The sequence below is a fragment of the Pseudomonas sp. GW821-FHT07E12 genome (genome assembly GCF_058986605.1).
The window spans coordinates 44854-67740 of record NZ_JBYSVX010000018.1; the positions used below are offsets into that span (position 1 = coordinate 44854).

General features: G+C 66.2%; 18 protein-coding genes and 1 other RNA gene. 13 read left to right on the top strand and 6 right to left on the bottom strand.

What is annotated here, in order from left to right; genetic code table 11:
• Nucleotides 1-28: 28 nt before the first annotated feature.
• The 3 genes from AC3WJE_RS11840 to AC3WJE_RS11850 all read left to right on the top strand — a co-directional run bounded on the left by AC3WJE_RS11840 (nt 29) and on the right by AC3WJE_RS11850 (nt 3730).
• A complete protein-coding gene (locus AC3WJE_RS11840; RefSeq protein ID WP_493731002.1) occupies nt 29-1141 on the top strand; it encodes a sensor domain-containing diguanylate cyclase in 1113 nt (370 codons plus the stop codon).
• Nucleotides 1142-1459: 318 nt separating this feature from the next.
• Nucleotides 1460-2878 (top strand): cryptochrome/photolyase family protein, encoded by a 1419-nt coding sequence (locus AC3WJE_RS11845; RefSeq protein WP_493731003.1) that lies wholly within the window; start codon nt 1460-1462, stop codon nt 2876-2878.
• 129 nt (nt 2879-3007) lie between these two features.
• On the top strand, nt 3008-3730 hold the full coding sequence (locus AC3WJE_RS11850) for a YiaD family glycine zipper/OmpA-like lipoprotein (protein WP_493731004.1): 723 nt from the start codon (nt 3008-3010) through the stop codon (nt 3728-3730).
• Nucleotides 3731-3871: 141 nt separating this feature from the next.
• On the opposite strand, the gene AC3WJE_RS11855 is transcribed toward AC3WJE_RS11850, so the two are convergent.
• Nucleotides 3872-4891: a LysR family transcriptional regulator gene (locus AC3WJE_RS11855; RefSeq protein WP_493731005.1), complete on the bottom strand. Its 1020-nt coding sequence runs from the start codon at nt 4889-4891 to the stop codon at nt 3872-3874.
• Nucleotides 4892-5240: 349 nt separating this feature from the next.
• On the opposite strand from AC3WJE_RS11855, the gene AC3WJE_RS11860 reads away from it, so the two are divergent.
• The 5 genes from AC3WJE_RS11860 (at nt 5241) to AC3WJE_RS11880 (ending at nt 12784) form a co-directional block, all read left to right on the top strand.
• Nucleotides 5241-6008 (top strand): SDR family oxidoreductase, encoded by a 768-nt coding sequence (locus tag AC3WJE_RS11860; RefSeq protein ID WP_493731006.1) that lies wholly within the window; start codon nt 5241-5243, stop codon nt 6006-6008.
• A complete protein-coding gene (locus tag AC3WJE_RS11865) occupies nt 6005-7198 on the top strand; it encodes an efflux RND transporter periplasmic adaptor subunit (protein ID WP_493731007.1) in 1194 nt (397 codons plus the stop codon). Before AC3WJE_RS11860 ends, AC3WJE_RS11865 begins: the two co-directional genes overlap by 4 nt.
• Before the next feature lie 205 nt (nt 7199-7403).
• Nucleotides 7404-10568, top strand: a complete 3165-nt coding sequence (locus tag AC3WJE_RS11870) for an efflux RND transporter permease subunit (protein WP_493731008.1) — start codon at nt 7404-7406, stop codon at nt 10566-10568.
• 33 nt (nt 10569-10601) lie between these two features.
• Nucleotides 10602-11336 carry an SDR family oxidoreductase gene (locus AC3WJE_RS11875; RefSeq protein ID WP_493731009.1) on the top strand — a complete coding sequence of 245 codons (735 nt, stop codon included), beginning with the start codon at nt 10602-10604 and terminating at the stop codon, nt 11334-11336.
• Nucleotides 11330-12784: an efflux transporter outer membrane subunit gene (locus AC3WJE_RS11880; protein ID WP_493731010.1), complete on the top strand. Its 1455-nt coding sequence runs from the start codon at nt 11330-11332 to the stop codon at nt 12782-12784. Before AC3WJE_RS11875 ends, AC3WJE_RS11880 begins: the two co-directional genes overlap by 7 nt.
• A gap of 39 nt (nt 12785-12823) precedes the next feature.
• On the opposite strand, the gene AC3WJE_RS11885 is transcribed toward AC3WJE_RS11880, so the two are convergent.
• The gene (locus AC3WJE_RS11885) at nt 12824-13795 is read right to left on the bottom strand and encodes a GGDEF domain-containing protein (protein ID WP_493731011.1); all 972 of its coding nucleotides are present in this window, start codon (nt 13793-13795) and stop codon (nt 12824-12826) included.
• Between the two features lie 431 nt (nt 13796-14226).
• Here AC3WJE_RS11885 and AC3WJE_RS11890 point away from each other — a divergent pair, with 431 nt between their 5' ends.
• Entirely contained in the window at nt 14227-15555 is a 1329-nt protein-coding gene (locus tag AC3WJE_RS11890) for an alpha/beta hydrolase family protein (RefSeq protein WP_493731012.1), read from the top strand.
• 119 nt (nt 15556-15674) lie between these two features.
• Here the strand turns inward: AC3WJE_RS11890 and ssrA are convergent.
• Nucleotides 15675-16027, bottom strand: a transfer-messenger RNA (tmRNA) gene (gene ssrA / locus AC3WJE_RS11895).
• A gap of 149 nt (nt 16028-16176) precedes the next feature.
• On the opposite strand from ssrA, the gene AC3WJE_RS11900 reads away from it, so the two are divergent.
• On the top strand, nt 16177-18642 hold the full coding sequence (locus tag AC3WJE_RS11900) for a S8 family peptidase (protein WP_493731013.1): 2466 nt from the start codon (nt 16177-16179) through the stop codon (nt 18640-18642).
• Nucleotides 18643-18849: 207 nt separating this feature from the next.
• Here AC3WJE_RS11900 and smpB read toward each other — a convergent pair whose 3' ends face one another.
• On the bottom strand, nt 18850-19353 hold the full coding sequence (gene smpB, locus AC3WJE_RS11905) for an SsrA-binding protein SmpB (RefSeq protein ID WP_493731014.1): 504 nt from the start codon (nt 19351-19353) through the stop codon (nt 18850-18852).
• A 50-nt stretch (nt 19354-19403) separates the two neighbouring features.
• Between smpB and AC3WJE_RS11910 the strand changes: the two genes are divergently transcribed.
• Nucleotides 19404-19835 carry a type II toxin-antitoxin system RatA family toxin gene (locus tag AC3WJE_RS11910; protein WP_493731015.1) on the top strand — a complete coding sequence of 144 codons (432 nt, stop codon included), beginning with the start codon at nt 19404-19406 and terminating at the stop codon, nt 19833-19835.
• A 3-nt stretch (nt 19836-19838) separates the two neighbouring features.
• Nucleotides 19839-20093 carry an RnfH family protein gene (locus AC3WJE_RS11915; protein ID WP_493731016.1) on the top strand — a complete coding sequence of 85 codons (255 nt, stop codon included), beginning with the start codon at nt 19839-19841 and terminating at the stop codon, nt 20091-20093.
• A gap of 10 nt (nt 20094-20103) precedes the next feature.
• Here the strand turns inward: AC3WJE_RS11915 and AC3WJE_RS11920 are convergent, their stop codons facing one another.
• Entirely contained in the window at nt 20104-20499 is a 396-nt protein-coding gene (locus AC3WJE_RS11920; RefSeq protein ID WP_493731017.1) for an outer membrane protein assembly factor BamE, read from the bottom strand.
• Nucleotides 20500-20611: 112 nt separating this feature from the next.
• On the opposite strand from AC3WJE_RS11920, the gene fur reads away from it, so the two are divergent.
• Nucleotides 20612-21022, top strand: a complete 411-nt coding sequence (fur, locus tag AC3WJE_RS11925) for a ferric iron uptake transcriptional regulator (protein ID WP_493731018.1) — start codon at nt 20612-20614, stop codon at nt 21020-21022.
• A gap of 193 nt (nt 21023-21215) precedes the next feature.
• Here the strand turns inward: fur and recN are convergent, their stop codons facing one another.
• Nucleotides 21216-22880 carry a DNA repair protein RecN gene (recN, locus tag AC3WJE_RS11930; protein ID WP_493731019.1) on the bottom strand — a complete coding sequence of 555 codons (1665 nt, stop codon included), beginning with the start codon at nt 22878-22880 and terminating at the stop codon, nt 21216-21218.
• Nucleotides 22881-22887 lie beyond the last annotated feature (7 nt).

Below are 22887 nucleotides of genomic sequence, written 5' to 3' on the forward strand. Positions count from 1 at the left end.
GTGAAAGAAGCCCGAAAAGGGGGCTCCCATGGCATACGTGCGGCGATTGGAACGGCTGGTGGACGTGGTCCAGGAATTGTCGCTGGCGCGCGACATGGACGGTGTCGCGACAGTGGTGCGCCACGCGGCACGTGAGCTGGCCGGCGCAGACGGTGCCACATTCGTATTGCGCGATGGAGACCGGTGCTTCTATAAGGACGAAGATGCGGTGGCTCCGCTGTGGAAGGGGCAGCGCTTCCCGATGAGTGCCTGTATCAGTGGTTGGGCGATGACCCATCGTGAGCCAGTGGTGATTCCGGACATCTATGCGGACGAGCGCATCCCGCATGACGTTTATCGGCCCACGTTCGTGAAGAGTCTGGTGATGGTGCCGATCCGCACCCGGGATCCGATCGGCGCGATCGGCGCCTATTGGGCGCAGCAGCGTGATCCCTCGTCCGACGATGTCCGCCTGCTTGGCGCGTTGGCCGACTCGACATCGGTGGCGATCGAAAATGTGCAGGTCTATGCGGCGCTGGAGCAGCGCGTTCGCGAGCGGACCGCGCAGTGGGAAGCGGCGAACCAGCAGTTGGAGTCGATCAACCAACGACTCCAGGCGGAAGTGAGCGAGCGTCGGCAGGTGGAAGAGGAAGTGCGGCGTCTGTCGATCACGGACGATTTGACCGGGTTGTACAACCGGCGCGGATTCGGTGTGTTGGCCGAGCATCAGCTGGAAATTGCGCGGCGGCAGAACCGGGCCGGGGTGCTCGCGTATTTCGATGTCGACGGCCTCAAGCGGCATAACGATGTCCACGGACATGCCGCCGGCGATGCCCTGATCGTGGAGATGGCTCACGTGTTGCGCAGAGTGTTCCGCAATACCGACGTGATTGCGCGTCTGGGGGGCGACGAGTTTGCGGTGCTGATGCTGGACACCCCAGGCAACACCGAAGAGCTTTTGACCCGGCTGCAATCGGTGAGCGGCCGCATCGAGGTGCCGGGACAGGCCTGGGAGAGCGTGCGCTTCAGTGTGGGGATCGTGCCGCTGTCGAGTGGCGGCAGCTTGGAGCAGCTGCTGCTGGAGGCTGATCGTGCGATGTATGCGGACAAGTGCGCACGGCGGGCTGTCGGTCACGTTCAACCAAACATCGCAGTTGCGTAGGATGGCTCGGTGGTCGGCGTGGCCACAGGAATTCTGGCTTGGCGAGCGGGGCGCTGTCGTGGGGTGTCAGGTCGACCTGTTTCCCTCGGTTGATGTCCGGTCCGCAGTGTCTTGTCGCCATGACTGGGGTGCAGCCTGCGCATGATGCATGGGTGATTTCGAGCCGGGTGTATTCGGTACGATGTGGCTGTGTGCCGAGCGAGTCCGAGTCGACTTTTCGCGCCTCTTGGTACGGCGCAGCGGTGCTTGCTCTGCTGCTTGCCGGTCCGGGGTGAAGCAGTGAAGCACAGGCAATCATCCCGGGTGTCCGGAGCGAACATGTCACATGCCCTCGTCTGGTTCCGCCGTGACCTGCGGCTGGACGACAATCCCGCACTGCATGCTGCGCTCGATGCCGGGCATATCCCGGTACCGGTATACGTGCATGCGCCCGAGGAGGAAGGTGACTGGGCGCCCGGTGCGGCTTCCAACGCGTGGTTGCACCGTTCGCTGGCTGCACTGGACAGGCAATTGCGCCAGCGTGGTTCGCGACTGCTGATACTGCGTGGGCCGAGCGAGGCAGCGCTGCATCGCCTGGCCGGGCAGTGCGCGGCGGTGGCGGTGTACTGGAATCGCAAGTACGAACCGGCTACGCAGCCGCGCGATGCGGCGATCAAGCGCGGATTGCGCGAGGCTGGCGTGGAGGCCGAGAGCTTCAACGGCAGCCTGCTGTTCGAGCCGTGGGAGCTGCAAACACGACAAGGCGACCCGTATCGGGTGTTCACGCCGTTCTGGCGCAGCGCGCTGACCCAGTGGCGATTGCCGAAGCCGACGGTGGCGCCGGATTCGCTGCCGCCATTGCCGCAGGAGCTGGCCGGGGAAGCGCTCGGCACGCTCGGGCTGGCGCCGTCGTCGCGTTGGGACGCGGGTTTCTGGGAGCACTGGCGAGCGGGTGAGGTTGGAGCCCATGAAGCGCTGGAGGTCTTCCTCGATGGCGCGCTGCGCGGTTACCGCGAGGGGCGCGACCGCCCGGACCAGATCGGCAGTTCCCGGCTGTCGCCGCACCTGCATTTCGGCGAGCTCGCGCCTTGGCGGATCTGCGCGGCGCTGGAGGCATGCCGCAACGCAGCCAGCGCGGCCGATATCGATGGCTATGTCCGTGAACTTGGTTGGCGCGAGTTCGGCTATCACCTGCTGCACCATTTTCCCGGCAGCGTCGCGCGCAGCCTCAATCCGCGTTTCGACCGGTTCGAATGGGCCACGCCTGTGCCGGAACTGGTGCGCGCCTGGCAGCATGGGCGCACCGGCATCCCGATCGTCGATGCCGGTATGCGCGAGCTGTGGCATACCGGTTACATGCACAACCGCGTGCGGATGATCGTCGCCAGTCTGTTGTGCAAGCACTTGCGCGTGCATTGGCTCGAAGGCGCACGCTGGTTCTGGGACACGCTGGTCGATGCCGATCTCGCCAACAACACGCTCGGCTGGCAGTGGGTAGCGGGTACCGGCGCCGACGCCGCGCCGTACTTCCGCATCTTCAATCCGGTGACGCAGGCACGGAAGTTCGATCCGCAGGCGCGCTACATCGCGCGTTGGGTGCCGGAGCTGGCGGACCTGCCGGCAGCCGCACGCTTCGCGCCCTGGCAGCATCCGCAACTGCACGCGAAACTGGCGCCGGCGTATCCGATTCCGGTGGTCGATCTGGCCCGCGGCCGGGAGCAGGCACTGGCTGCGTATGGGCGTCTGCGCGGCGGTTGATGCGGTTTTCTGAATACGAGGAAACGGACGCGCCTTCGACCGTGATTTCGTCATGCCGCGCTCGCGCCAGCCTGTTTATGCTGGCCGCCGTCATGAGTGCCGGGTGCCCGGCGATAAAGGAGAAAACCCATGTTCCGATCCGCCAGCAAATGCCTGTCCGTGGCACTGGTCAGCGCCATCGCCCTGTCCGCGTGCGCGACCGGCGGTTCCTACGTACAGCAGGACCAGAACGGCAATCCGACCGAGCAGCAGAACAACAGGACCGGTCGTGGTGCGCTGATCGGTGCTGCGATCGGTGCCGCGGCCGGCCTGATCACTGGTAACAGCGCCACGCATCGTCGTCAGCAGGCCATGATCGGCGCTGGCATCGGCGCGCTGTCCGGCGCGGCGATCGGCAACTACCAGGATCGCCAGGAACGCGCGCTGCGCGAGCGCACCGCGAACACCGGTATCGACGTCAAGCGCGATGGCGACAACATCACGCTCAATCTGCCGGACGGCATCACCTTCGATTTCGGCAAGTCGAGCCTGAAGCCGGAGTTCTACACCGCGCTCAACGGTGTCGCGTCCACGTTGAAGGATTACAACCAGACGATGATCGAGGTGACCGGCCATACCGACAGCGTCGGCAGCGATGCCTTCAACCAGAAGCTGTCGGAGGATCGCGCCAACGCGGTCGCCCAGTACTTGGGGGCACAGGGCGTGCAGCGTGAGCGCATGGAGACCATCGGCGCCGGCAAGCGTTATCCGATCGCCGACAACAGTACGGATGCCGGACGCGCCAAGAACCGGCGGGTGGAGATCCGTCTGATTCCGCTGCGTTCGGATGGCAATGCGACCGGCGTGAACTGAGTCGCGTTGTTTCGATACGAAGAAGGCCGCCCTTGGGCGGCCTTCTTCATTGGGGCATTTGTAGGAGCGGCTTCAGCTGCGATGGGGCTTACCCGGTAAAGCCCCATCGCGGCTGAAGCCGCTCCTACGGGCAGTGGGCGGTCACTCTGCCGTGGCGGTCTCCAGGATGCGCTTGCCGGCTGCGGCCAGTTCGCTGGCCTCTTCGAGCGCCTGCTGCGCCGCCATTTTCGCGGCCGGGCACTGCGCCAGCATGTAGTTGGCGTCGAAGTTGAGGCGTTCGACCAGGAAGTCGACGAAGGCGCGCACCTTCGGCGAAACCAGCCGGCCGCCGGCGAACACCGCGTTGAAGTCGTACTCCGGTCCGGTCCAGCCGGCCAGCACGCGCCGCACCATGCCCGATTCGATGAACGGCTTGGCCATCACGTCGCCGGTCAGCATCAGGCCTTCGCCGCAGACCATCGCACCGTTGAGTGCGGTGGGATCGTTGGCGACCACCAGCGGGTTGACCGGGAATTCGCGCAGTTCGCCGCCGTCGCTGAGCGGCCAGAAGAAGCGGTTGTTGTGGATGTTGCGGTTCTTGCGCATGGCCAGGGTGCGATGGAACTGCAATTCGTCCGGGTGCAGCGGTTCGCCGTAGCGCTCGATGTAGGAGGGGCTGGCGAATACCTGGCTGCGCAGGCTGCCGAGCTTGCGTGCGACCAGGTTGGAGTCGGGCAGGGGGCCGACGCGCAGCGCCAGATCGGCCTCGCCGGCGATCAGGTCCAGCTTCTCGTTGCCCAGGTGCATGTCGAGCTGGATTTCCGGGTATTGCGCGTGGAACTCGCCCAGCAGCGGCGCGATCCAGTTGATGCCGATCGAGTAGGGCACGGTGAAGCGCAGCCAGCCGCGCGGGCCGGATTGCAATTGGCTCACCGCGCTCTCGGCTTCTTCCAGTTCGCGGGCGATGCGTCGGCAATGGTCGTGGTAGACCGAGCCGGCTTCGGTCAGGCCGATGCGACGGGTGGTCCGGTGCAGCAGTCGCGCGCCGAGGCGCTGTTCGAGTTCCTGCACCTTGCGGCTGACGGTGGTCTTGGGCAGGCCGAGCGCGTTGGCGGCGGCGATGAAGCTGCCTTGTTCGACCACCTTCACGAAGATCAGGCTGTCGTTGAGATCGTGGATCATGGCGGGCTCCGGGGGAAAATGGATTGGACCGTGGCAGGGATGATTATTCCCCTTAATCCGGACTAATCAAGTGCGGGTTAGGGGCGTAACTTGCGTCCAATCCTTCTTACCCCCGAGATGCCGCCATGGGACTGCGTTCCTGGCTTGGCCTGAGGTCGAGCCGTGTCGAGGCACTTGAAAGTGCCTTCGATCCAATCAAATTTACCGAAGATCCTGCGATTCCCACGGGCTTTCGCGAATTCACCTTGCCGCCCCGATTGCAGCGCAGTGGCCGTCCGTCCAAGGACATTGGCCATGGTCGCTCGTATGCCCGCAATCCAATTGTCCCGCGAATGGGAGTAAAAGTCCCGTGAGCGGGACGCTGCAGCCGGAGGTCGCGGTGCTGGGTGCGACCGGCCTGGTGGGGGGCGGCATTGTCGCCTCGCTGCTGGAGGCCGGTAGCCCGGTGCTGGCGATCGGTCGCGATGCGGCGCGCCTGCAGGCGCTGAAGGCGCGTTTCGGCGATGCCCCGGCGCTGGACACGATGGATGGTTCGGTGGCCAGTGATTCGACAGCCGAGGCGCTGGCCCACCGTATCGGTGAGCGCTCGCGCCCGCTGGCGGCGGTGGTGGCCTGTATCGGCAGCCCGCTCAGCAAGGGCCGCCTGCTCGACCGGCCGGCCTCGATGCTGCTCAAGCGGCTGCAGCGCGATCTGTTGCCGCACCTGGCGGCAGCCCGTCACCTGCTGCCGTTGCTGGCCGATCTTGGCGGCCGTTACGTGCTGGTCGGCGGCCCCTGCGCCCTGCGGGCGTGGGCCGGTCACGGCGATGTCTCGATCGTCGCGTCGGCGACGCGGATGCTTGCCCATGTGCTGCATGAGGAAGCACAGCCGCTCGGCGTGCGCGTGCAGTTGCTGTCGGTGGACCAGCCGGTCTGCGACCCCAGCCGTCCCGGCGAGGCCTGCCGGGAGTGGCTGAAGCCGACGGCGGTAGGTCGCAGTGCGGTGTCGCTGCTGGCTGGTCGCGGTGTGCCCGGCCAGGTCGTGGTCGGTGTAGATCGATTGCTTGCTTCCCTCCCGGTCAACGGATTGATGGCCGGTGTTCCTCTCCCCCTTTCCACTCAAGAGGTTTCCCGATGAACGAGAACGCCACCCCGTTCCGATTCTCCCTGCGCAATACGCTCGCGGCTGCGGTGATTGCCGCCGTGTTGGCCGCCTGCGGTTCGCAGGCCGCCGAGCATGGCGCGCCGCCCGCACCGGAAGTCGGCGCCGCACTGGTACTGATCAAGCCGATCAAGCAATGGGACGAGTTCAGCGGCCGCGTCGAAGCGGTCGAGAGCGTGCAGTTGCGCCCACGTGTGTCCGGCTACATCGACAAGGTCAACTATGTCGAAGGCCAGGAAGTAAAGAAGGGCGACGTGCTCTTCACCATCGACGCACGCCAGTACCGTGCCGAACTGGCGCGTGCCAGCGCCGACTTGGCGCGTGCGCGCAGCCAGGCCGAGTTGTCGGGTAGCGAGGCGGCACGTGCCAGGAAGCTGGCCGACCAGCAGGCGATTTCGACCGAAAGCTGGGAGCAGCGTCGCGCGGCTGCCGATCAGGCCGGCGCCGATGTGGCTGCCGCGCAGGCGGCGGTCGAGCAGGCGCGACTCAACCTGGAATGGACCCAGGTGCGTGCGCCGATCGACGGCCGTGCCGGTCGCGCGATGGTGACCGCCGGCAACCTCGTCACGGCGGGCGACAGCGCCAGTGTGCTGACCACGCTGGTCTCGCTGGACAAGGTCTTCGTCTATTTCGACGCCGACGAGGCCACCTTCCTGCGTTACTCGCAGATGGCGCGTGCCGGCGAGCGGCCGAGCGAGCGTGAAGCGCGTCTGCCGGTGCGGGTCGCGCTGGTGGGCGAGGACGGCTTTGCCCACGAAGGGCGCGTGGACTTCCTCGACAACCAGCTGGAGCGCAGCACCGGCACGATCCGCGTGCGTGCGGTGCTCGACAACGCCGAGCGTCGTTTCACTCCCGGTTTGTTCGCACGCGTGCAGTTGCCCGGCAGCGGCGAGTTCAAGGCGGTGCTGATCGACGACAAGGCGGTGCTGACCGACCAGGACCGCAAGTACGTCTATGTGGTCGACAAGGACGGCAAGGCACAGCGTCGTGACGTGCAGCTCGGCCGTACTTCAGACGGACTGCGCATCGTGCAGCAGGGTCTGGTGGCGGGCGATCGGGTGATCGTCGACGGCGTGCAGAAGGTGTTCATGCCCGGCATGCCGGTGCAGGTGAAGCCGAGTGTGATTGCGCCCCGGGCAGGCAGTGCGACCGCTGCATTGAACTGAGCCGCTCTCCCGTCGGGAGAGCGGATGGGTGAGGGGATGGGGAAGCCCATGCGATGGCTGATCGCGTGAAGCTTTCCCCGAATCCTCCTCCAACGCTTCGCACCACCTCCTCCTTCTCCCCATGGGCGAAGGGCACGCACTGCGCTACCTGTTTCAACGGCCGCCCATCGTCGGGCGGCTCGAAAATCTTCCAAGGAATTCCCTCATGGATTTTTCCCGTTTCTTCATCGACAGGCCGATCTTTGCGGCGGTGCTGTCGATCGTGATCTTCGCAGCGGGCTTGATCGCCATCCCGCTGCTGCCGATCGGCGAATACCCTGACGTCGTGCCGCCTTCGGTGGTGGTGCGCACGGTCTATCCGGGCGCCAACCCCAAGGTCATCGCCGAGACTGTCGCCACGCCGTTGGAGGAAGCGATCAACGGCGTCGAGAACATGATGTACATCAAGTCGGTGGCCGGTTCGGACGGCGTGCTGCAGATGACCATCACGTTCCGCCCCGGTACCGATCCTGACGACGCGGCGGTCAAGGTGCAGAACCGTGTCGCGCAAGCGCAGGCACGTCTGCCCGAGGACGTGCGCCGGCAGGGCGTGACCACGCAGAAGCAGTCGCCGACCTTCCTGATGGTGGTGCACCTGACCTCGCCGGACGGTCGTTACGACACGCTGTACCTGCGCAACTACGCACGCCTGCACGTCAAGGACGCGCTGGCGCGCATCCAGGGCGTGGGCGATGCGCAGATCTTCGGCGGTGGTGACTATGCGATGCGCGCCTGGCTCGACCCGGAGCGGATTGCCGCGCTCGGGCTGACCGCCGGTGACGTGGTCGCGGCGATGCGCGAGCAGAACGTGCAGGTCTCGGCCGGCCAGCTCGGCGCCGAGCCGATGCCGCATAGCGACTTCCTGACGTTGATCAACGCCCAGGGCAGGCTGCGTACCGAACAGGAGTTCGGCGACATCGTGCTCAAGACCGGCAGCGACGGGCAGGTCACGCATCTGCGCGATGTGGCGCGGATCGAACTCGGCGCGGGCGACTACACGCTGCGCTCGCAGCTGGACGGCAAGAACGCGGTCGGTATCGGCATCTTCCAGGCGCCAGGCGCCAACGCGTTGCAGATCCGTGATCAGGTCATCGCCAAGATGGACGAGCTGACCACGCGCTTCCCGCAGGGCGTGAAGTACGAGGCGGTCTACGACACCACGATCTTCGTGCGCGATTCGATCAGCTCGGTGGTGCACACGCTGTTGGAAGCGGTGCTGCTGGTGGTGCTGGTGGTGATCCTGTTCCTGCAGACCTGGCGCGCCTCGATCATTCCGTTGATCGCGGTGCCGGTGTCGGTGGTGGGTACCTTCGCCGCGTTGCACCTGCTGGGCTTCTCGATCAACACGCTGACCCTGTTCGGGTTGGTGCTGGCGATCGGCATCGTGGTGGACGACGCGATCGTGGTGGTCGAGAACGTCGAGCGCAACATCGAGGAAGGCCTGACGCCACTGGCTGCGGCGCACCAGGCGATGAAAGAAGTGTCCGGGCCGATCATCGCGATCGCGCTGGTGCTGTGCGCGGTGTTCGTGCCGATGGCGTTCCTGTCGGGTGTGACCGGCCAGTTCTACAAGCAGTTCGCGGTGACGATCGCCATCTCCACGGTGATCTCGGCGATCAACTCGCTGACCTTGTCGCCGGCGCTGGCCGCACGCCTGCTCAAGGCTCACGGTGCGCCCAAGGATGCTCCGTCGCGCCTGATCGACAAGCTGTTCGGCTGGCTGTTCCGTCCGTTCAACCGCTTCTTCAACACCAGTTCCAACCGTTACCAGGGCGCGGTTTCGCGCATCCTGGGCCGGCGTGGCGCGGTGTTCGCGGTGTACGTGGTGCTGCTGCTGGTGACCGGCGTGATGTTCAAGGCGGTGCCGGCCGGCTTCATCCCGACCCAGGACAAGATGTACCTGATCGCCGGTGTGAAGCTGCCGGAAGGTTCCTCGATCGAGCGCACCGACGCGCTGCTGCGCAAGGTCGCCGACATCGCGATGAAGACCGATGGCGTGGCGCATTCGATCTCGTTCCCGGGCCTCAATGCGCTGCAATTCACCAATACGCCCAATACCGGCGTGGTGTTCCTGCCGCTCAAGCCGTTCTCGGAGCGTAAGCGCTCGGCGCTGGAGATCAACGCCGAGATCAACCAGAAGATCTCCGCGCTGGGCGGCGGCCTGACCTTCGCGTTCATGCCGCCACCGATCCTCGGCCTGGGTAACGGCAACGGCTACCAGCTGTTCGTCGAGGACCGCGGCAATCTGGGGTATGGCGCGTTGCAGAACGCGGTCAGCTCGCTGCAGGGCGCGATATCGCAGGTGCCGGGCATGAGCTACCCGATCGGCACCTACCAGGCCAACGTGCCGCAGCTGGATGCGGAGGTCGATCGCACCAAGGCCAAGGCCCAGGGCGTGTCGTTGACCGATCTGTTCGACACCTTGCAGACCTATCTGGGTTCGGCCTACGTCAACGACTTCAACCAGTTCGGCCGTACCTGGCAGGTGATCGCCCAGGCCGATGCGCCGTTCCGCGACAGCGTCGAGGACATCAGCCGCCTGCGTACCCGCAACGACCGTGGCGAGATGGTGCCGATCGGTTCGATGGTCAGCATCAAGCAGACCTACGGTCCCGATCCGGTACTGCGCTACAACGGTTACACCGCCGCCGATCTGGCCGGTGAAGCCGATGCGCGCATGCTGTCCTCGGCCGAGGCGATGCAGAAGGTGACCGATCTGGCCGCACAGGTGCTGCCGGCCGGCATGGCGATCGAATGGACCGACCTGAGCTATCAGCAGGCGACCCAGGGCAATGCGGCGATGGTGGTGTTCCCGCTGGCGGTGATGCTCGCGTTCCTGGTGCTGGCGGCGCTGTACGAAAGCTGGACCCTGCCGCTGGCGGTGATCCTGATCGTGCCGATGACGCTGCTGTCGGCGTTGCTGGGCGTGTGGCTCAGCGGTGGCGACAACAACGTGTTCGTGCAGGTCGGCCTGGTGGTGCTGATGGGGCTGGCGTGCAAGAACGCGATCCTGATCGTCGAGTTCGCCCGCGAGCTGGAACTGCAGGGCAAGGGCATCGTCGAATCGGCGCTGGAAGCCTGCCGTCTGCGTCTGCGTCCGATCGTGATGACCTCGATCGCCTTCATCGCCGGCACGGTGCCGCTGGTGTTCTCGCACGGCGCGGGCGCCGAGGTGCGTGCTGCCACCGGCATCACGGTGTTCGCCGGCATGCTGGGCGTGACCCTGTTCGGCCTGTTCCTGACCCCGGTGTTCTACGTCGCGCTGCGCAAGCTGGCCGGCCGTCCGCTGGTCTCGCATGCCCCGGCGCCCGCGCAGCACAACCACGCCTGATCGCCTTCATTCCCCCTCTCAAGGACTTCATCCATGAACGACAACACCAAGATCGCGCTCGTCACCGGTGCCACCCGCGGTATCGGTCTGGAGACCGTGCGTCAGCTGGCCCAAGCTGGCGTGCACACGCTGCTGGCCGGTCGCAAGCGTGATGACGCAGTGGCCGCCGCGCTCAAGCTGCAGGCCGAGGGCCTGCCGGTGGAAGCGATCCAGCTCGACGTGCTCGACGACATCAGCGTCGCTGCCGCGGTCGGCACCATCGAGCAACGTCACGGCCGTCTCGACATCCTGATCAACAACGCCGGCATCCTGGTCGACGAGTTCGGCCGCAAGCCGTCCGAACAGACCCTGGATACCTGGCGCCGCACCTTCGACACCAATCTGTTCGCGGTGGTCGAGGTCACCCGTGCGTTCCTGCCGCTGCTGCATCGTTCGGCGGCCGGGCGCATCGTCAACGTGTCGAGCCTGCTCGGCTCGAACACGCTGCACAGCGATCCGTCCTCGCCGATCTATGACTTCAAGGTCCCGGCCTACAACGTCTCCAAGACTGCGGTGAACGCCTGGACCGTGCAGTTGGCCTACGAGCTGCGCGACAGCACCATCAAGGTCAATACGGTGCATCCGGGCTACGTCAAGACCGACATGAATGGTGGCCAGGGCGAGATCGAAGTCAGCGAAGGCGCGCGTTCCAGCGTCGGCATGGCGCTGATCGGTGCCGACGGCCCGAACGGCAGCTTCAGTTACCTTGGCGAGGTGCTGCCATGGTGATCCGTCTGTTGACCGTGGCCGTGGCCGGCGCGTTGCTGGCAGGTTGCGTCAGCGTTGGCCCGAACTACGTCGCACCGTTGCAGCAGGCAACGGTGCTGCCGGAGGCCCGCGATCCGGCCTTCAGTGGCGAATCGCCGGTCGGCGCCTGGTGGGCGCAGTTCGACGATCCGGTGCTTGAGCAACTGGTGCGCGACTCGCTGGTGGCCAACTACGACGTGCGCATCGCCGTGGCACGCGTGCAGGAGGCGCGTGCGGTGTTCGTCGAGCGTCGTCTCGACCAGGCTCCGCACGTGACCGCCGAAGGCAGCTACACCCGCAGCCATGAGCAGTCCTCCACTGGCGACGGCCAGCGCGTGCTGAGCGAGAGCACGACGCTGGGCTTCGACGCCGGTTGGGAACTGGATCTGTTCGGTCGCCAACGCCGTGCCGCACAAGCCGCGCACGCCGACCTGGAAGCCGAACAGGCCGGTCTGGACGATGCCCAGGTCACCGTTGCCGCCGAGGTCGCACGCAACTACTTCGAACTGCGCGGCACCCAGAAGCGCATCGAAGTCGCGCGCACCACGCTCGACAACCTGCGCGACACCCAGCGTCTGACCGAAACCCGCTGGAACCTGGGTTCGGGCAGCGAGCTGGACGTGCAGAGCAGCCGTGCGCGGTTGAAGGCGATCGAGGCCGACATCCCGCTGCTGGAAGTTGCCCAGGCCCAGTACCGCCGCCGTCTGGCGGTGTTGCTGGGGCGGGCGCCGGATGCACTCGACGAGATCCTGGTACCGCGTCCGACACCGGCTTACGCACGGGCATTGGCGCTGGGCGACAGCGCGCAGCTGCTGCGTCAGCGTCCGGACGTGCGCGAGGCCGAGCGCAGGCTCGCGGCAGCGACCGCGCGGGTCGGCGTGGCCACTGCCGATCTGTTCCCGCGGATCAGCTTGAGCGGCTTTGTCGGTTTCCTGTCCGGCGATGTGGCCTCGTTGACCGCCAGCGGCAGCAAGGCGTGGTCGGTGACCCCGTCGATCAGCTGGGCGGCGTTCGACTTCGGCACCGTGCGGGCACGCCTGCGTGCCAGCAAGGCCCAGGCCGACGGTGCGCTGGCGCAGTACGAACAAAGCGTGCTGCTGGCGCTGGAGGACACCGAGAACGCCCTGACCGCCTACTCGCGGCAACAGGCGCGGTTGGCGATCGTGGTCGATCAGGCCGAGGCCGCACGGCGTGCCGAAGCATTGGCGCAGATCCGCTATCGCGAGGGTTCGGAGGATTTCCTGACCCTGCTGGATGCCCAGCGCACCCGGTTGACCGCAGACGATGCACTGGCCCAGGCCGAAGCCTCGGTCAACGTCGGCGTGGTGACGGTCTACAAGGCGCTGGGCGGCTGGCGCCAGACGGGGGCACAGGATGATGCCCGTGCGGCGGCAGTGCGTGTGGTGAAGCCGGACCCGGCAGCGGGTTGAGGAAGAGGGCGTGCGGGCGGATCAGCCGCCCGCACGCCATCACAGCAGATGGTCGGCGATGCGGTAGCTGTCGCGGCCGTTGTTCTTGGCGATGTACAGCGCCGCATCCGCACGCGAGAACCAGTCCTGCCAGTGGGTCTCGCCGTTGTAGCGGGCTGCGCCCAGCGAGATGGTGATGCGGCCACCCGGGCCGCGCAGCGCGCTGCGGATCGTCCTGCGCAGGCGCTCGGTGGCGGCCTCAAGCTCTTCGGTCGATTCGATCCGCAGCAGCACCACGAACTCTTCGCCACCAAACCGGAACACCCGGTCGTTGTCGCGCACTTCGAAGCGCAGGATCGCGGCCAGATCGGCCAGCGTGGCATCGCCGGCGGCGTGCCCATAGAGGTCGTTGACCTCCTTGAAATGATCCACGTCGAGGATCACCAACCCGTTGAGGCGCTGGCGTTCGCGGCGTTCGTCGATCTGCCGGGTCAGCGTGCGCTCGAGCATCCGCCGGTTGGGCAGGCCGGTCAGGGCATCGAGCGAAGCCAGTTCCTCCAGCTCGACCCGGTCATCGTTCATCCGCCGCGACAGCGCGTGACCGATCACCATCGTCAGCGCGGTGACCGCGACCGCCGAGAAACGCTCGCCCAGGTTCGCGGCCAGTTCCGGGAAAAGGAACAGCACCAGCAGCAACGGCAGGCTCACCAGCGTGGCCCGCCCGGGCGTGCACAGGAAATGGTTGGTCATCAGCACCGGGAACAACCACGGCAGCGCGGCCTGCCCGGACAGCGTCAGCGCCAGCAGGCAGCCGGCCACGTTGATCACGGCAACCCGCAGCCCGGCGCCACCCGCTTCCTCGCGACCCCGCATGTGCCAGAACTGGATGCCGGCCAGCAGCGCCAAGGCCAAGGCCAGAACCACGCCCAGCCATTGCCCGGCCGTAGCCAGATACAGCGCATACAGAACCAGCAGGCCGGTGGCGAGCGGGCCCAGTACGCGGATGAAACCCAGCCGGGGATCCCGTCTCAACTGGACGATCACGGAGTAGGTCTGAAGGGGCAGGTTGAGAAGAGGGTGAATGAAGCGAGTAAGACGGTCCAACAATTCCCGGTGTCAGAAAGGGCCGATCCGTTACCGGACCGACCCTTCCGTTTGAATTGGCAGAGGTGACGCTGGCCGATGCAATCGGTTGAAGCACAAGGAGAAATTGACGATTTTCTCCCTTGCTGCGGCACCTCGAACGATACCCGGCCATCATACGGCAAGGGGCTTGTGGGCGACCACTCTCCGGGTCGGCTTCGTCCCCTCCATCCGCAAGTTCGTCGTTGCCATCGGGGCTTCGTCGATTTCCCGTGGCCCGGCGCCTGATTGCCATGGCAGCCTGCGGTGCGAAAGGTACTTGGGAGGAGGTGGGCATGATGTTGAAAGTAGAGGGGTCTTTCGGAAGGCGGTGGGCTGCGGTGGCACTCGCCACGCTGTTGATTTCCGAGGCAGCCTTCGCCGGTAACGCATCCGCGGGCCCGGTACCGGCCCCGCGCTGCGAGATCGGCAGCTATCGCCTGAGCAATGGGCAATCGCTCGACATCGGGCCGGGCGCCGGGCAACAACTACGTTGGCGCATGCCCGATGGGCGCACGGGAGCTTTGACGCGAGTCGCCGGTGGCGTGTGGACCAGTACCTTGGGCTGGACGGATCGACCTGACGGGCATCGAGTCCGCTTCGACTGCAAGCGCAGCAGCGTGCGCTTCGACGGTGTGCCGGGCGCGCGCATACCGCTGGTGGAGATCGATACCCGCTTCAGCGGCAGCGGCGTCACCCTCGCTGGTCGCCTGACCTTGCCACCTGGCGACGAGCCTGTGCCGCTGGTGGTCCTGGTACATGGCGCCGAGCGCGACTCGGCGTTGCAGCGCTATTCGCTCCAGCGCGAGTTCGCGAGTGCCGGGATCGGGGTGTTCGCCTACGACAAGCGTGGCACCGGCGCGTCCGATGGTCGCTATACGCAGGACTACCTCACGCTGGCCATCGATGCGATTCACGCCATGCGCGAAGCCAGGCGTCTGGCGGGTGCTCGCGCCGGACGCATCGGCTACCAGGGCGGCAGCCAGGGCGGTTGGGTGGCCCCGCTGGCAGCGCGGATCGCCCCGGTCGACTTCGTCATCGTCAGCTTCGGCCTGGCGGTCTCGCCGTTGGAGGAGGATCGCGAAGCGATCGCATGGGACATGACCCGAGGCGGCTTCGGCGAGGACGCCATGGCCGGCGCCATGGACATCGCCGACGTCACCGCCCGGTTGATCGAAAGTGACTTCACCGAGGGCTACGAGCTATTGGCTGCAGCGAAGGCCAAGTATGGAAAGGCGCCTTGGTATCCCTCCGTGCGAGGCAACTTCACCGGGTATCTGCTCGCCACCGATCCGGAGGTCATCCGTCGCGCCGCGCCGCAGCTCGTCCGCGGCGTGCCGGTGCACTACGACCCGATGCCGGTGCTCGAAGCACTGGATACCCCTCAGCTGTGGGTGCTGGGTGGACAGGATCGGGACGCACCGCCGCAGGAAACGCTACGCCGGTTGGCCACCTTGCAGCGTGCCGGCAAGCCGATCACGCGCGTGGTGTTCCCCCACGCCGATCACGGCATGTATGACTTTGAAACCGATGCAGGTGGCGAGCGGGTTTCCACGCGTCAGCCGGACGGCTACTTCCGCGTGATGGCCGACTTCATCCGTGGCACCACGCTGCAGCCGCGCTATGGAGAGGCCACGCCGTGTGCGGATGCCTTCTGCGGCGGCTATTGATGGCCGCCCTGACGATACTTCCGGCACCTTCGGTCGCACGGTGCTGGATGTGAAAAAGGCCGGAAACCCCAGGAATTCGCGGGTTTCCGGCCTTCTCCGGACCTGTTCGGTCCCTTCATTGGTGGAGGTGGGCGGAATCGAACCGCCGTCCGAAAGAACTCCATCCTCAGCACTACATGCTTATCCGCTCGTTGAGTCTCGTCCCCGGGCAGCACGATCGGCAGAGCGCACCCGAGAACCAGCCCGCTTTATTTAACCGGCAGCTGACAGGCAGCCACCACCGGCGGTTCCGTGATAGTGACCCTACGCTGCGAGCACGGACACAAGCAGTTTCGGGGCTTACGCCTTAAGCGGCGAGAGCGTAGTTGTCGTCGTTGGCAACTAGAGTTTTGCCGCTGGATTAACGAGGAAAGCTGCCCCCTCGGCATGCGCCAAGCGACTTCGCAACTCCCGTCGAAACCAGTGCACCCCCGGGAAAGCGTAAAACGCTGACTCGGCCAGTGTAGGGATCAGCGCTGCCAGTCACAAGTATTGCGACAGAGCTTGCTTAAAGTGGCTTCAGCGCCGCTGGCAAGACCCGCAACGGGCCTTGGGTGGAACAGCAGCAGGGAGGAGGCAGCAATGGCGACCGGAAAGAAGGGCAAGACTCCGCGCGGCAAGAAGAGCGGAGCGGGGAAGGCGCAACCGAACGGTACTGAACAGGCGGCCGGTGCCGACGATGTGAAGGCGACCGAGCCGGGCCAGGCGGTATCGGCCAAGACCGTGCTGGCGCTGGCCCAGGGCCAGGCGCGTACCGTGGTGTACATCCATGGCATCGGCAACAAGCCGCCGGCCGAAGTGCTGCGCTGCCAGTGGGACAACGCGTTGTTCGGACGGCCGATGGGCGAGCGTACCCGGCTGGCGTATTGGGTCGATCGCGAGCGCTATCCGGTCCCTGAGCCGGGCACCTGCGCGGATCGCGACGAGGGACCGGCCCCCAATCCATCGGAGCAGCGCCTGCTCGGTGTGCTCGGGTTGGTGCCGACCAACCAGGACCTGGGCGCACTCATCGACCGGATTGCGGACTCGCCGCAGGAGCAGGCCGACCTGCAGCGCATGTTGCAGGAACTGGAGGCGGGGCAGGGCGCCGCATCCGGGCCGCAGGCGCGGGGCCTGGTCGACGTCGTCAACCGCGTGCTGCTGCGGCTGGTGTCGGCTGCGCTGCTGCAGGACGTGCACGATTTCTTCTTCGTGCCCGCGCGACGCGAGGCGATGCAGCAGAGCCTGCTCGAACGTTTGCGCTCGGGTGGCGGTCCGTTCGTGGTGGTCGCGCACAGCCAGGGCTCGATGATCGCTTACGACGTGCTGCGCCAGCTGGAGGCGGCCGACATCGAGGTCTCGCTGTTCGTCACCATCGGTTCGCCGCTGGGGTTGCCGGTGGTGCGCAGCATGTTCAAGCGCTGGACCGGCACCAGGAAGCTGCCATTCCCACCCTGCGTGCGACGCTGGGTGAATGTGGCCGAACGCCGCGATCCGGTGGCACTGGATGCTGATCTGAGCGACGACATCGCCGGTGCGAAGGATCGCTTCGTCAATATCGCCGAGGATCGGATCAACCCGGACTGGAAGAGCAATCCGCATTCCGGATCGGGCTATCTGTCGATCCCGCAGGTGCGCGCGGAAGTGCGCAACGCGGTTGGCGTCGGCTTCGACCAGCCGGTGTCCAACACGGTGCTGATCAAGGACCTGTCCGAACAACTGGAGGCGCGCAGCGCTGCGCATCGTCACGAGGTGCTGATCGAGCTGGACAAGCTTGCACCCGGCATCGATGCCGAGCAGGCGCGGGCACAGCTGGTGGTGCGCCTGCGTGAGCTGGCCGGGCGCAGCACCGGATTGAAGGGCAAGCGTCTGGACGATGTGATCGAGCTGGAGGATGGACTGCAGCGCTTTGTTTCGGCCCGGCTGACGCGCTTCGAGGTCGAGGCGTTACGCGACGAGTACCGCGCGCTCGGCGTGCGCCGCCTGTGGCGCGATGCCGGCAAGCGTGCGTTGATCCGCGAGTCGTCGAGCGTGATCCACGCCGACGCGGCGCAGACCGCGTACCGCGCGCTGGGTCAGAAGATCGGCTGGGCAGTGCTCGATACCGGTATCGCCGCGGCACATCCGCATTTCTTCGAAGCCGGTGTGCGCGACAGCGTGGTCGAGCAATGGGACTGCACAAAACGTGGGCGGCCGGCGCGGCTGGTGCGCGCGGACGGCGAGCGTTTCGAGAAGCTGGACCGGCATGGTCACGGCACCCACGTGGCCGGCATCATCGCCGGGCACTGCATGGCCTCGCTGCCGGACAGCGATGGTCGGCCGACGCCGCCGATCGAGTTTGCCGGGATCGCGCCGGAGGCACAGCTGTATGGCTTCAAGGTGCTCGACGATGAGGGCAATGGCCGCGACTCGTGGATCATCAAAGGCATCCAGCAGGTGGTCGAGATCAACGAGCGCGCCGGCGGGCTGGTGATCCACGGCGTCAACCTGAGCCTGGGCGGCTATTTCGACCCGGAAAGTTACGGCTGCGGCTTCACACCGCTATGCAACGAGCTGCGCCGGCTGTGGCGGCAAGGCGTGGTGGTGGTGCTGGCGGCCGGCAACGAGGGCATGGCCTGGTTGCTGCAGGAGGATGGCGAGGCCTATCCGACCAACATGGATCTGAGCATCGGCGATCCGGCCAACCTGGAAGAGGCGATCGCGGTCGGATCGGTGCACAAGAGCCAGCCGCACAACTACGGTGTGTCGTACTTTTCCTCGCGCGGGCCGACCGCCGACGGTCGACTGAAGCCGGATGTGGTCGCGCCGGGCGAGAAGATCGTTTCAGCGCACTACGACTTCCGCGCCGACGACCCGCTCAGCCTGATGGTCGAGATGAGCGGCACCAGCATGGCCGCGCCGCACGTGGCCGGGTTGGTGGCGGGATTCCTGTCGGTGCGCCGCGAGTTCATCGGCTTCCCGGACCGCATCAAGCAGCTGATGTTGGAAAACTGCACGGATCTGCGGCGCGATCCCTACATGCAGGGACGCGGGGTGCCGAATTTGATGCGGATGCTTGGGGGTACTTAGGGCGGCCAGGATCGGGGAGACGGAATCAGGTATTCGCAAGAGCCTGCTTCGGAAGGCCTGCTGTTGTGGGAGGGGCTTCAGCCCCGACGGGCTTTGCTGGCCTACTGTCGGGGCTGAAGCCCCTCCCACAAAAAAACGAAGCGAAAAGGCTCAGAAATCACTTGTCAGGGCATCGAGATCAAAGATGCTTTTCCTGATTCCCGGCCCTCACGCATCGCGATTATGCTGACGCATGACCCGCTGCTTGTCGCGTTGCCACTCGCGTTCCTTGGAGGCATCGCGCTTGTCGTGCTCCTGCTTGCCCTTGGCCAGTGCGATTTCGAGCTTGACCTTGTTCTTGCTCCAGTACATCGCGGTCGGCACCAGCGTGTAGCCGTCGCGTTCGACGGCGCCGATCAGCTTGTCGATCTGGTTCCGGTGCAGCAGCAGCTTGCGGGTGCGGCGGTCCTCGGCGACGACGTGGGTGGAGGCTTGGATCAGGGGAGTGATCTGCGCGCCGATCAGGTAGATCTCGCCGTTGCGCACGTAGGCGTAGCCGTCGGTCAGGTTGGCGCGGCCGGCGCGAATCGCCTTGACCTCCCAGCCCTGCAACGCCATGCCGGCCTCGTAGCGCTCGATGATGTGGTAGTCGTAGCGCGCGCGCTTGTTCAGGGCGATGGTCTTGTTGGCCGTCGCGCCGTTTGCTTTATCCTTGGCAGATTGCTTGCTCATTCTTCTATTGTCTCCGATTCGGCCCCGCCGAACGATCCATGCCGTGATCCATGCCTACTGTCCGCCGTAGCGCCCTGGTCGAACACAGTGCCGCGCGCATGTTCGATCTGGTCAACGATGTTTCCGCCTATCCGCGCCGCTTCGTCTGGTGCGATGGCGCTCAGCTGATCGAGCAGGACCAGACGCGCATGCTGGCGCGGCTGGACCTGGGGCTGGGCTCGTTCCGTACCTGGTTCACCACCGAGAACACGTTGGACCGGCCGCATCGCATCGACATGAAGCTCAAGGACGGCCCGTTCAAGCGGCTGGAAGGGCGCTGGGACTTCCATGCGCTCGACGAGAACGCCTGCAAGGTCAGCCTGGTACTCGATTTCGAGCCGACTTCGCGTCTGCTTGCGCCGGCGCTGGTCCTGGGGTTCCAGGGGCTGGCCGATCGCATGGTCAACGACTTCGTGCGCGTGGCCGACCGCGAAGAGGGCTGATCAATGCGCGTCGAAGTGGTGATCGCCTGGCCGGACCGCTACCTGGCGCACTGGGTCGAATTGCCCGAGGGTGCGCTCGTCGCCGATGCGGTGAAGGCTGCCGCGCTCGATCCGGCGGGTGAAGGCCGGGCCTGTGCGATCCACGGTGTCCTGGCGAGGCCGGAACAGGTATTGCGCGATGGCGACCGGCTGGAACTGCTGCGCCCGCTGCTGATCGATCCCAAGGAAGCCCGGCGCCGACGCGCCAAGGCCCCGTGAAGGCGCCGGCTTAGCCGCCGCCCTGCTTCTTCTTGTCCTTGGCTAGGTTCGGGCCGAACTGCTTGCGGGCCGACTTGGCCAGCTGCTCGTCCTGGTTCGGGAAGTAGTCGCCTTCCCAGCGGGTCACCCGGTCATTCTCGAAGAACACCGTGAAGTTCTTGACCTCGGTGTGGGCCAGGCGGTCGATGCGCTGGGTCGAGGTGTAGTCCCAGCGCTCGGCGTGGAACGGATCCGGGATCGACGGAGTCCCCAGCAGCGCGGACACGGCCTGCTTGGTCTGGCCGACCTGCAACTGGTCCACGGCCTCCTTCTTGATCAGGTTGCCCTGATAGATAGGCTGCTTGTAAATGATGCCGCAGCCAGCGGTGGACAGGGCAACAGCGGCGACCAGCAGGAGATTGCGCATCGGGGACAGTACGAAGTGAAAATCAGCGCGATGATACACTCCCGAAGGTCGCCGCAACCCATCCCCGGCAGCTGGCGCTAAATCGCCAATGAACAGGAACACCGGAGAATCCATGGAATCCCACGACCTTCGTAAAGTCGGCCTCAAGGTCACTCATCCGCGCGTGCGCATCCTCGAGCTGCTGGAGCAGAAGAGCGCGCAGCACCATCTCAGCGCCGAAGACATCTACCGGCAATTGCTGGAACACGGCGACGAAATCGGCCTGGCCACGGTATACCGGGTCCTGACCCAGTTCGAGGCGGCCGGGCTGGTGCTCAAGCACAACTTCGAGGGCGGCCAGGCGGTCTATGAGATCGACCGCGGCGGCCATCACGACCACATGGTGGACGTGGATACCGGCAAGATCATCGAGTTCGAAAGCGACGAGATCGAGGCGCTGCAGCACAAGATCGCCGTCGAGCATGGCTACGAGCTGGAGGACCACTCGCTGGTGCTGTACGTTCGCAAGAAGCGCAGCCGCTGAGGTTGCGACTCCTTGGACAGGCGAAAGGCGGCCGGTCGGCCGCCTTTCGCGTTGTGGGAGGGCTGCTGTGTGTGGGCACCTCCTGTAGGAGCGACTTCGGTCGCGAGGAGTTTTCCCGGGGAAGCCCCTTGCGACTGAACGGCGTCGGCATGCCGACGCCACTCCTACAGGGAGCCAGCAGGCGGCGCTGGATTCACACTTCCTGCAACAGCTTGCGGGCGGCCGCCCGCGCTTCCTTGCTCACGTCCACGCCGCCCAGCATCCGTGCCAGTTCCTCCTGCCGCCCCTGCGCGCCGAGCAGTTCCACTGCGCTCTGGGTCATGCCGTCGACCGGGGCCTTGCTGACCCGGTAGTGGGCGTGGCCCTTGGCCGCGACCTGCGGCAGGTGGGTGACGCACAGCACCTGGCGTTGTTCGCCCAGCGCCCGCAGCTTCTGGCCGACGATGTCGGCCACCGCGCCGCCGATGCCCGAATCGACCTCATCGAACACCATCGTCGGTACCGCGTCCAGGCCGAGTGCGGCGACTTCGATCGCCAGTGAGACCCGCGACAACTCACCGCCGGAAGCGACCTTGCGCAGCGGCCGTGGTGGCTGGCCAGCGTTGGCCGCGACCAGGAATTCCACGCGCTCGGCGCCGTTCGGGTCCGGCCGACCGTTGTCCTGTGGCTGCAACTCGATCAGGAACCGCCCACCGCCCATGCCCAGCTCGCCGATCAGGGTGGTGGTGGCCTCGCCGAGCGCGGTCGCGGCGCGCGTGCGCGTGGCCGTGAGCGTGGACGCGGCCTGCTTCCAGTCGGCGCTGGCTTCGGCGATCAACTCGCCGATCCGTTGCAGGCGCGCATCGGCGCCACGCAGCGATTCGGCCTCGGCCGCCAGCCGGTCGCGCTGTTCGGCCAGTTGCTCAGGGGCGACGCGGTGCTTGCGCGCCAGGTCGTGCAGGTGCCCCATGCGTCGTTCCATCGCCTCGAACTGGGCCGGGTCGGCGTCCAGGTCGTCGCGGATGCGGTCGAGCAGGGCGAGTGCCTCGTCGAGCTGGATCGCCGCACCGTCGAGCAGGGTATCGACCTCGCCCAGGCGCGGTTCGTGCTCGACGAGCCGGGACAGGGCGTGCCGGCACGCCTGCAGCAGGCCGAGCGCGGATTCGCCCTCGTCACCGTTGAGGCGGTCGGCAGCCTGGTTGCAGGCATCGATCAGCGCGGTGGCATGGGCCTGGCGACGGTGGTTGTTGTTGAGCGTGGCGAGCGAGGCCGGCTCCAGATCCTCACGCTCCAGTTCGGCGAGCTGGTGCCCCAGGTAGCCGATCCGGTCGGAAACGTCGCCCTGCGCCGACAACGCCTCGCGTTCGTCCAGCAGCGCCTGCCAGCGCGCGGCGGCCTGACGGACCTGCTCGCGCTCGCCGGTGTTGCGGGCGTAGGCGTCCAGCAGTCCCAGCTGGCTGGTGCGCGAGAGCAGCGCCTGATGCTCGTGCTGGCCGTGGATCTCGACCAGATGGCCGGCCAGTTCGGCCAATTGCGACATCGGCGCGGGCCGGCCGTTGATCCAGGCGCGCGAGCCGCCGTCGGCGCGGATGATCCGGCGCAGTTGGCATTGGCCGTCATCGTCGAGCTCGTTCTCGCGCAGCCAGAGCTGGGCCGGATGATCCACCGCCAGCGCGAATTCAGCCGACAACTCGGCGCGCTCGGCACCATGGCGGACCACGCCGCTGTCGGCGCGCAGGCCGGACAGGAAGCCCAGCGCGTCGACCATCAGCGACTTGCCGGCGCCGGTTTCGCCGGAGACCACGGTCATGCCGGGGCCGAATTCCAGCTCGGTGGCGCGGACAACGGCGAAATCCTTGATCGAGAGATGTCTGAGCATGCAGGCG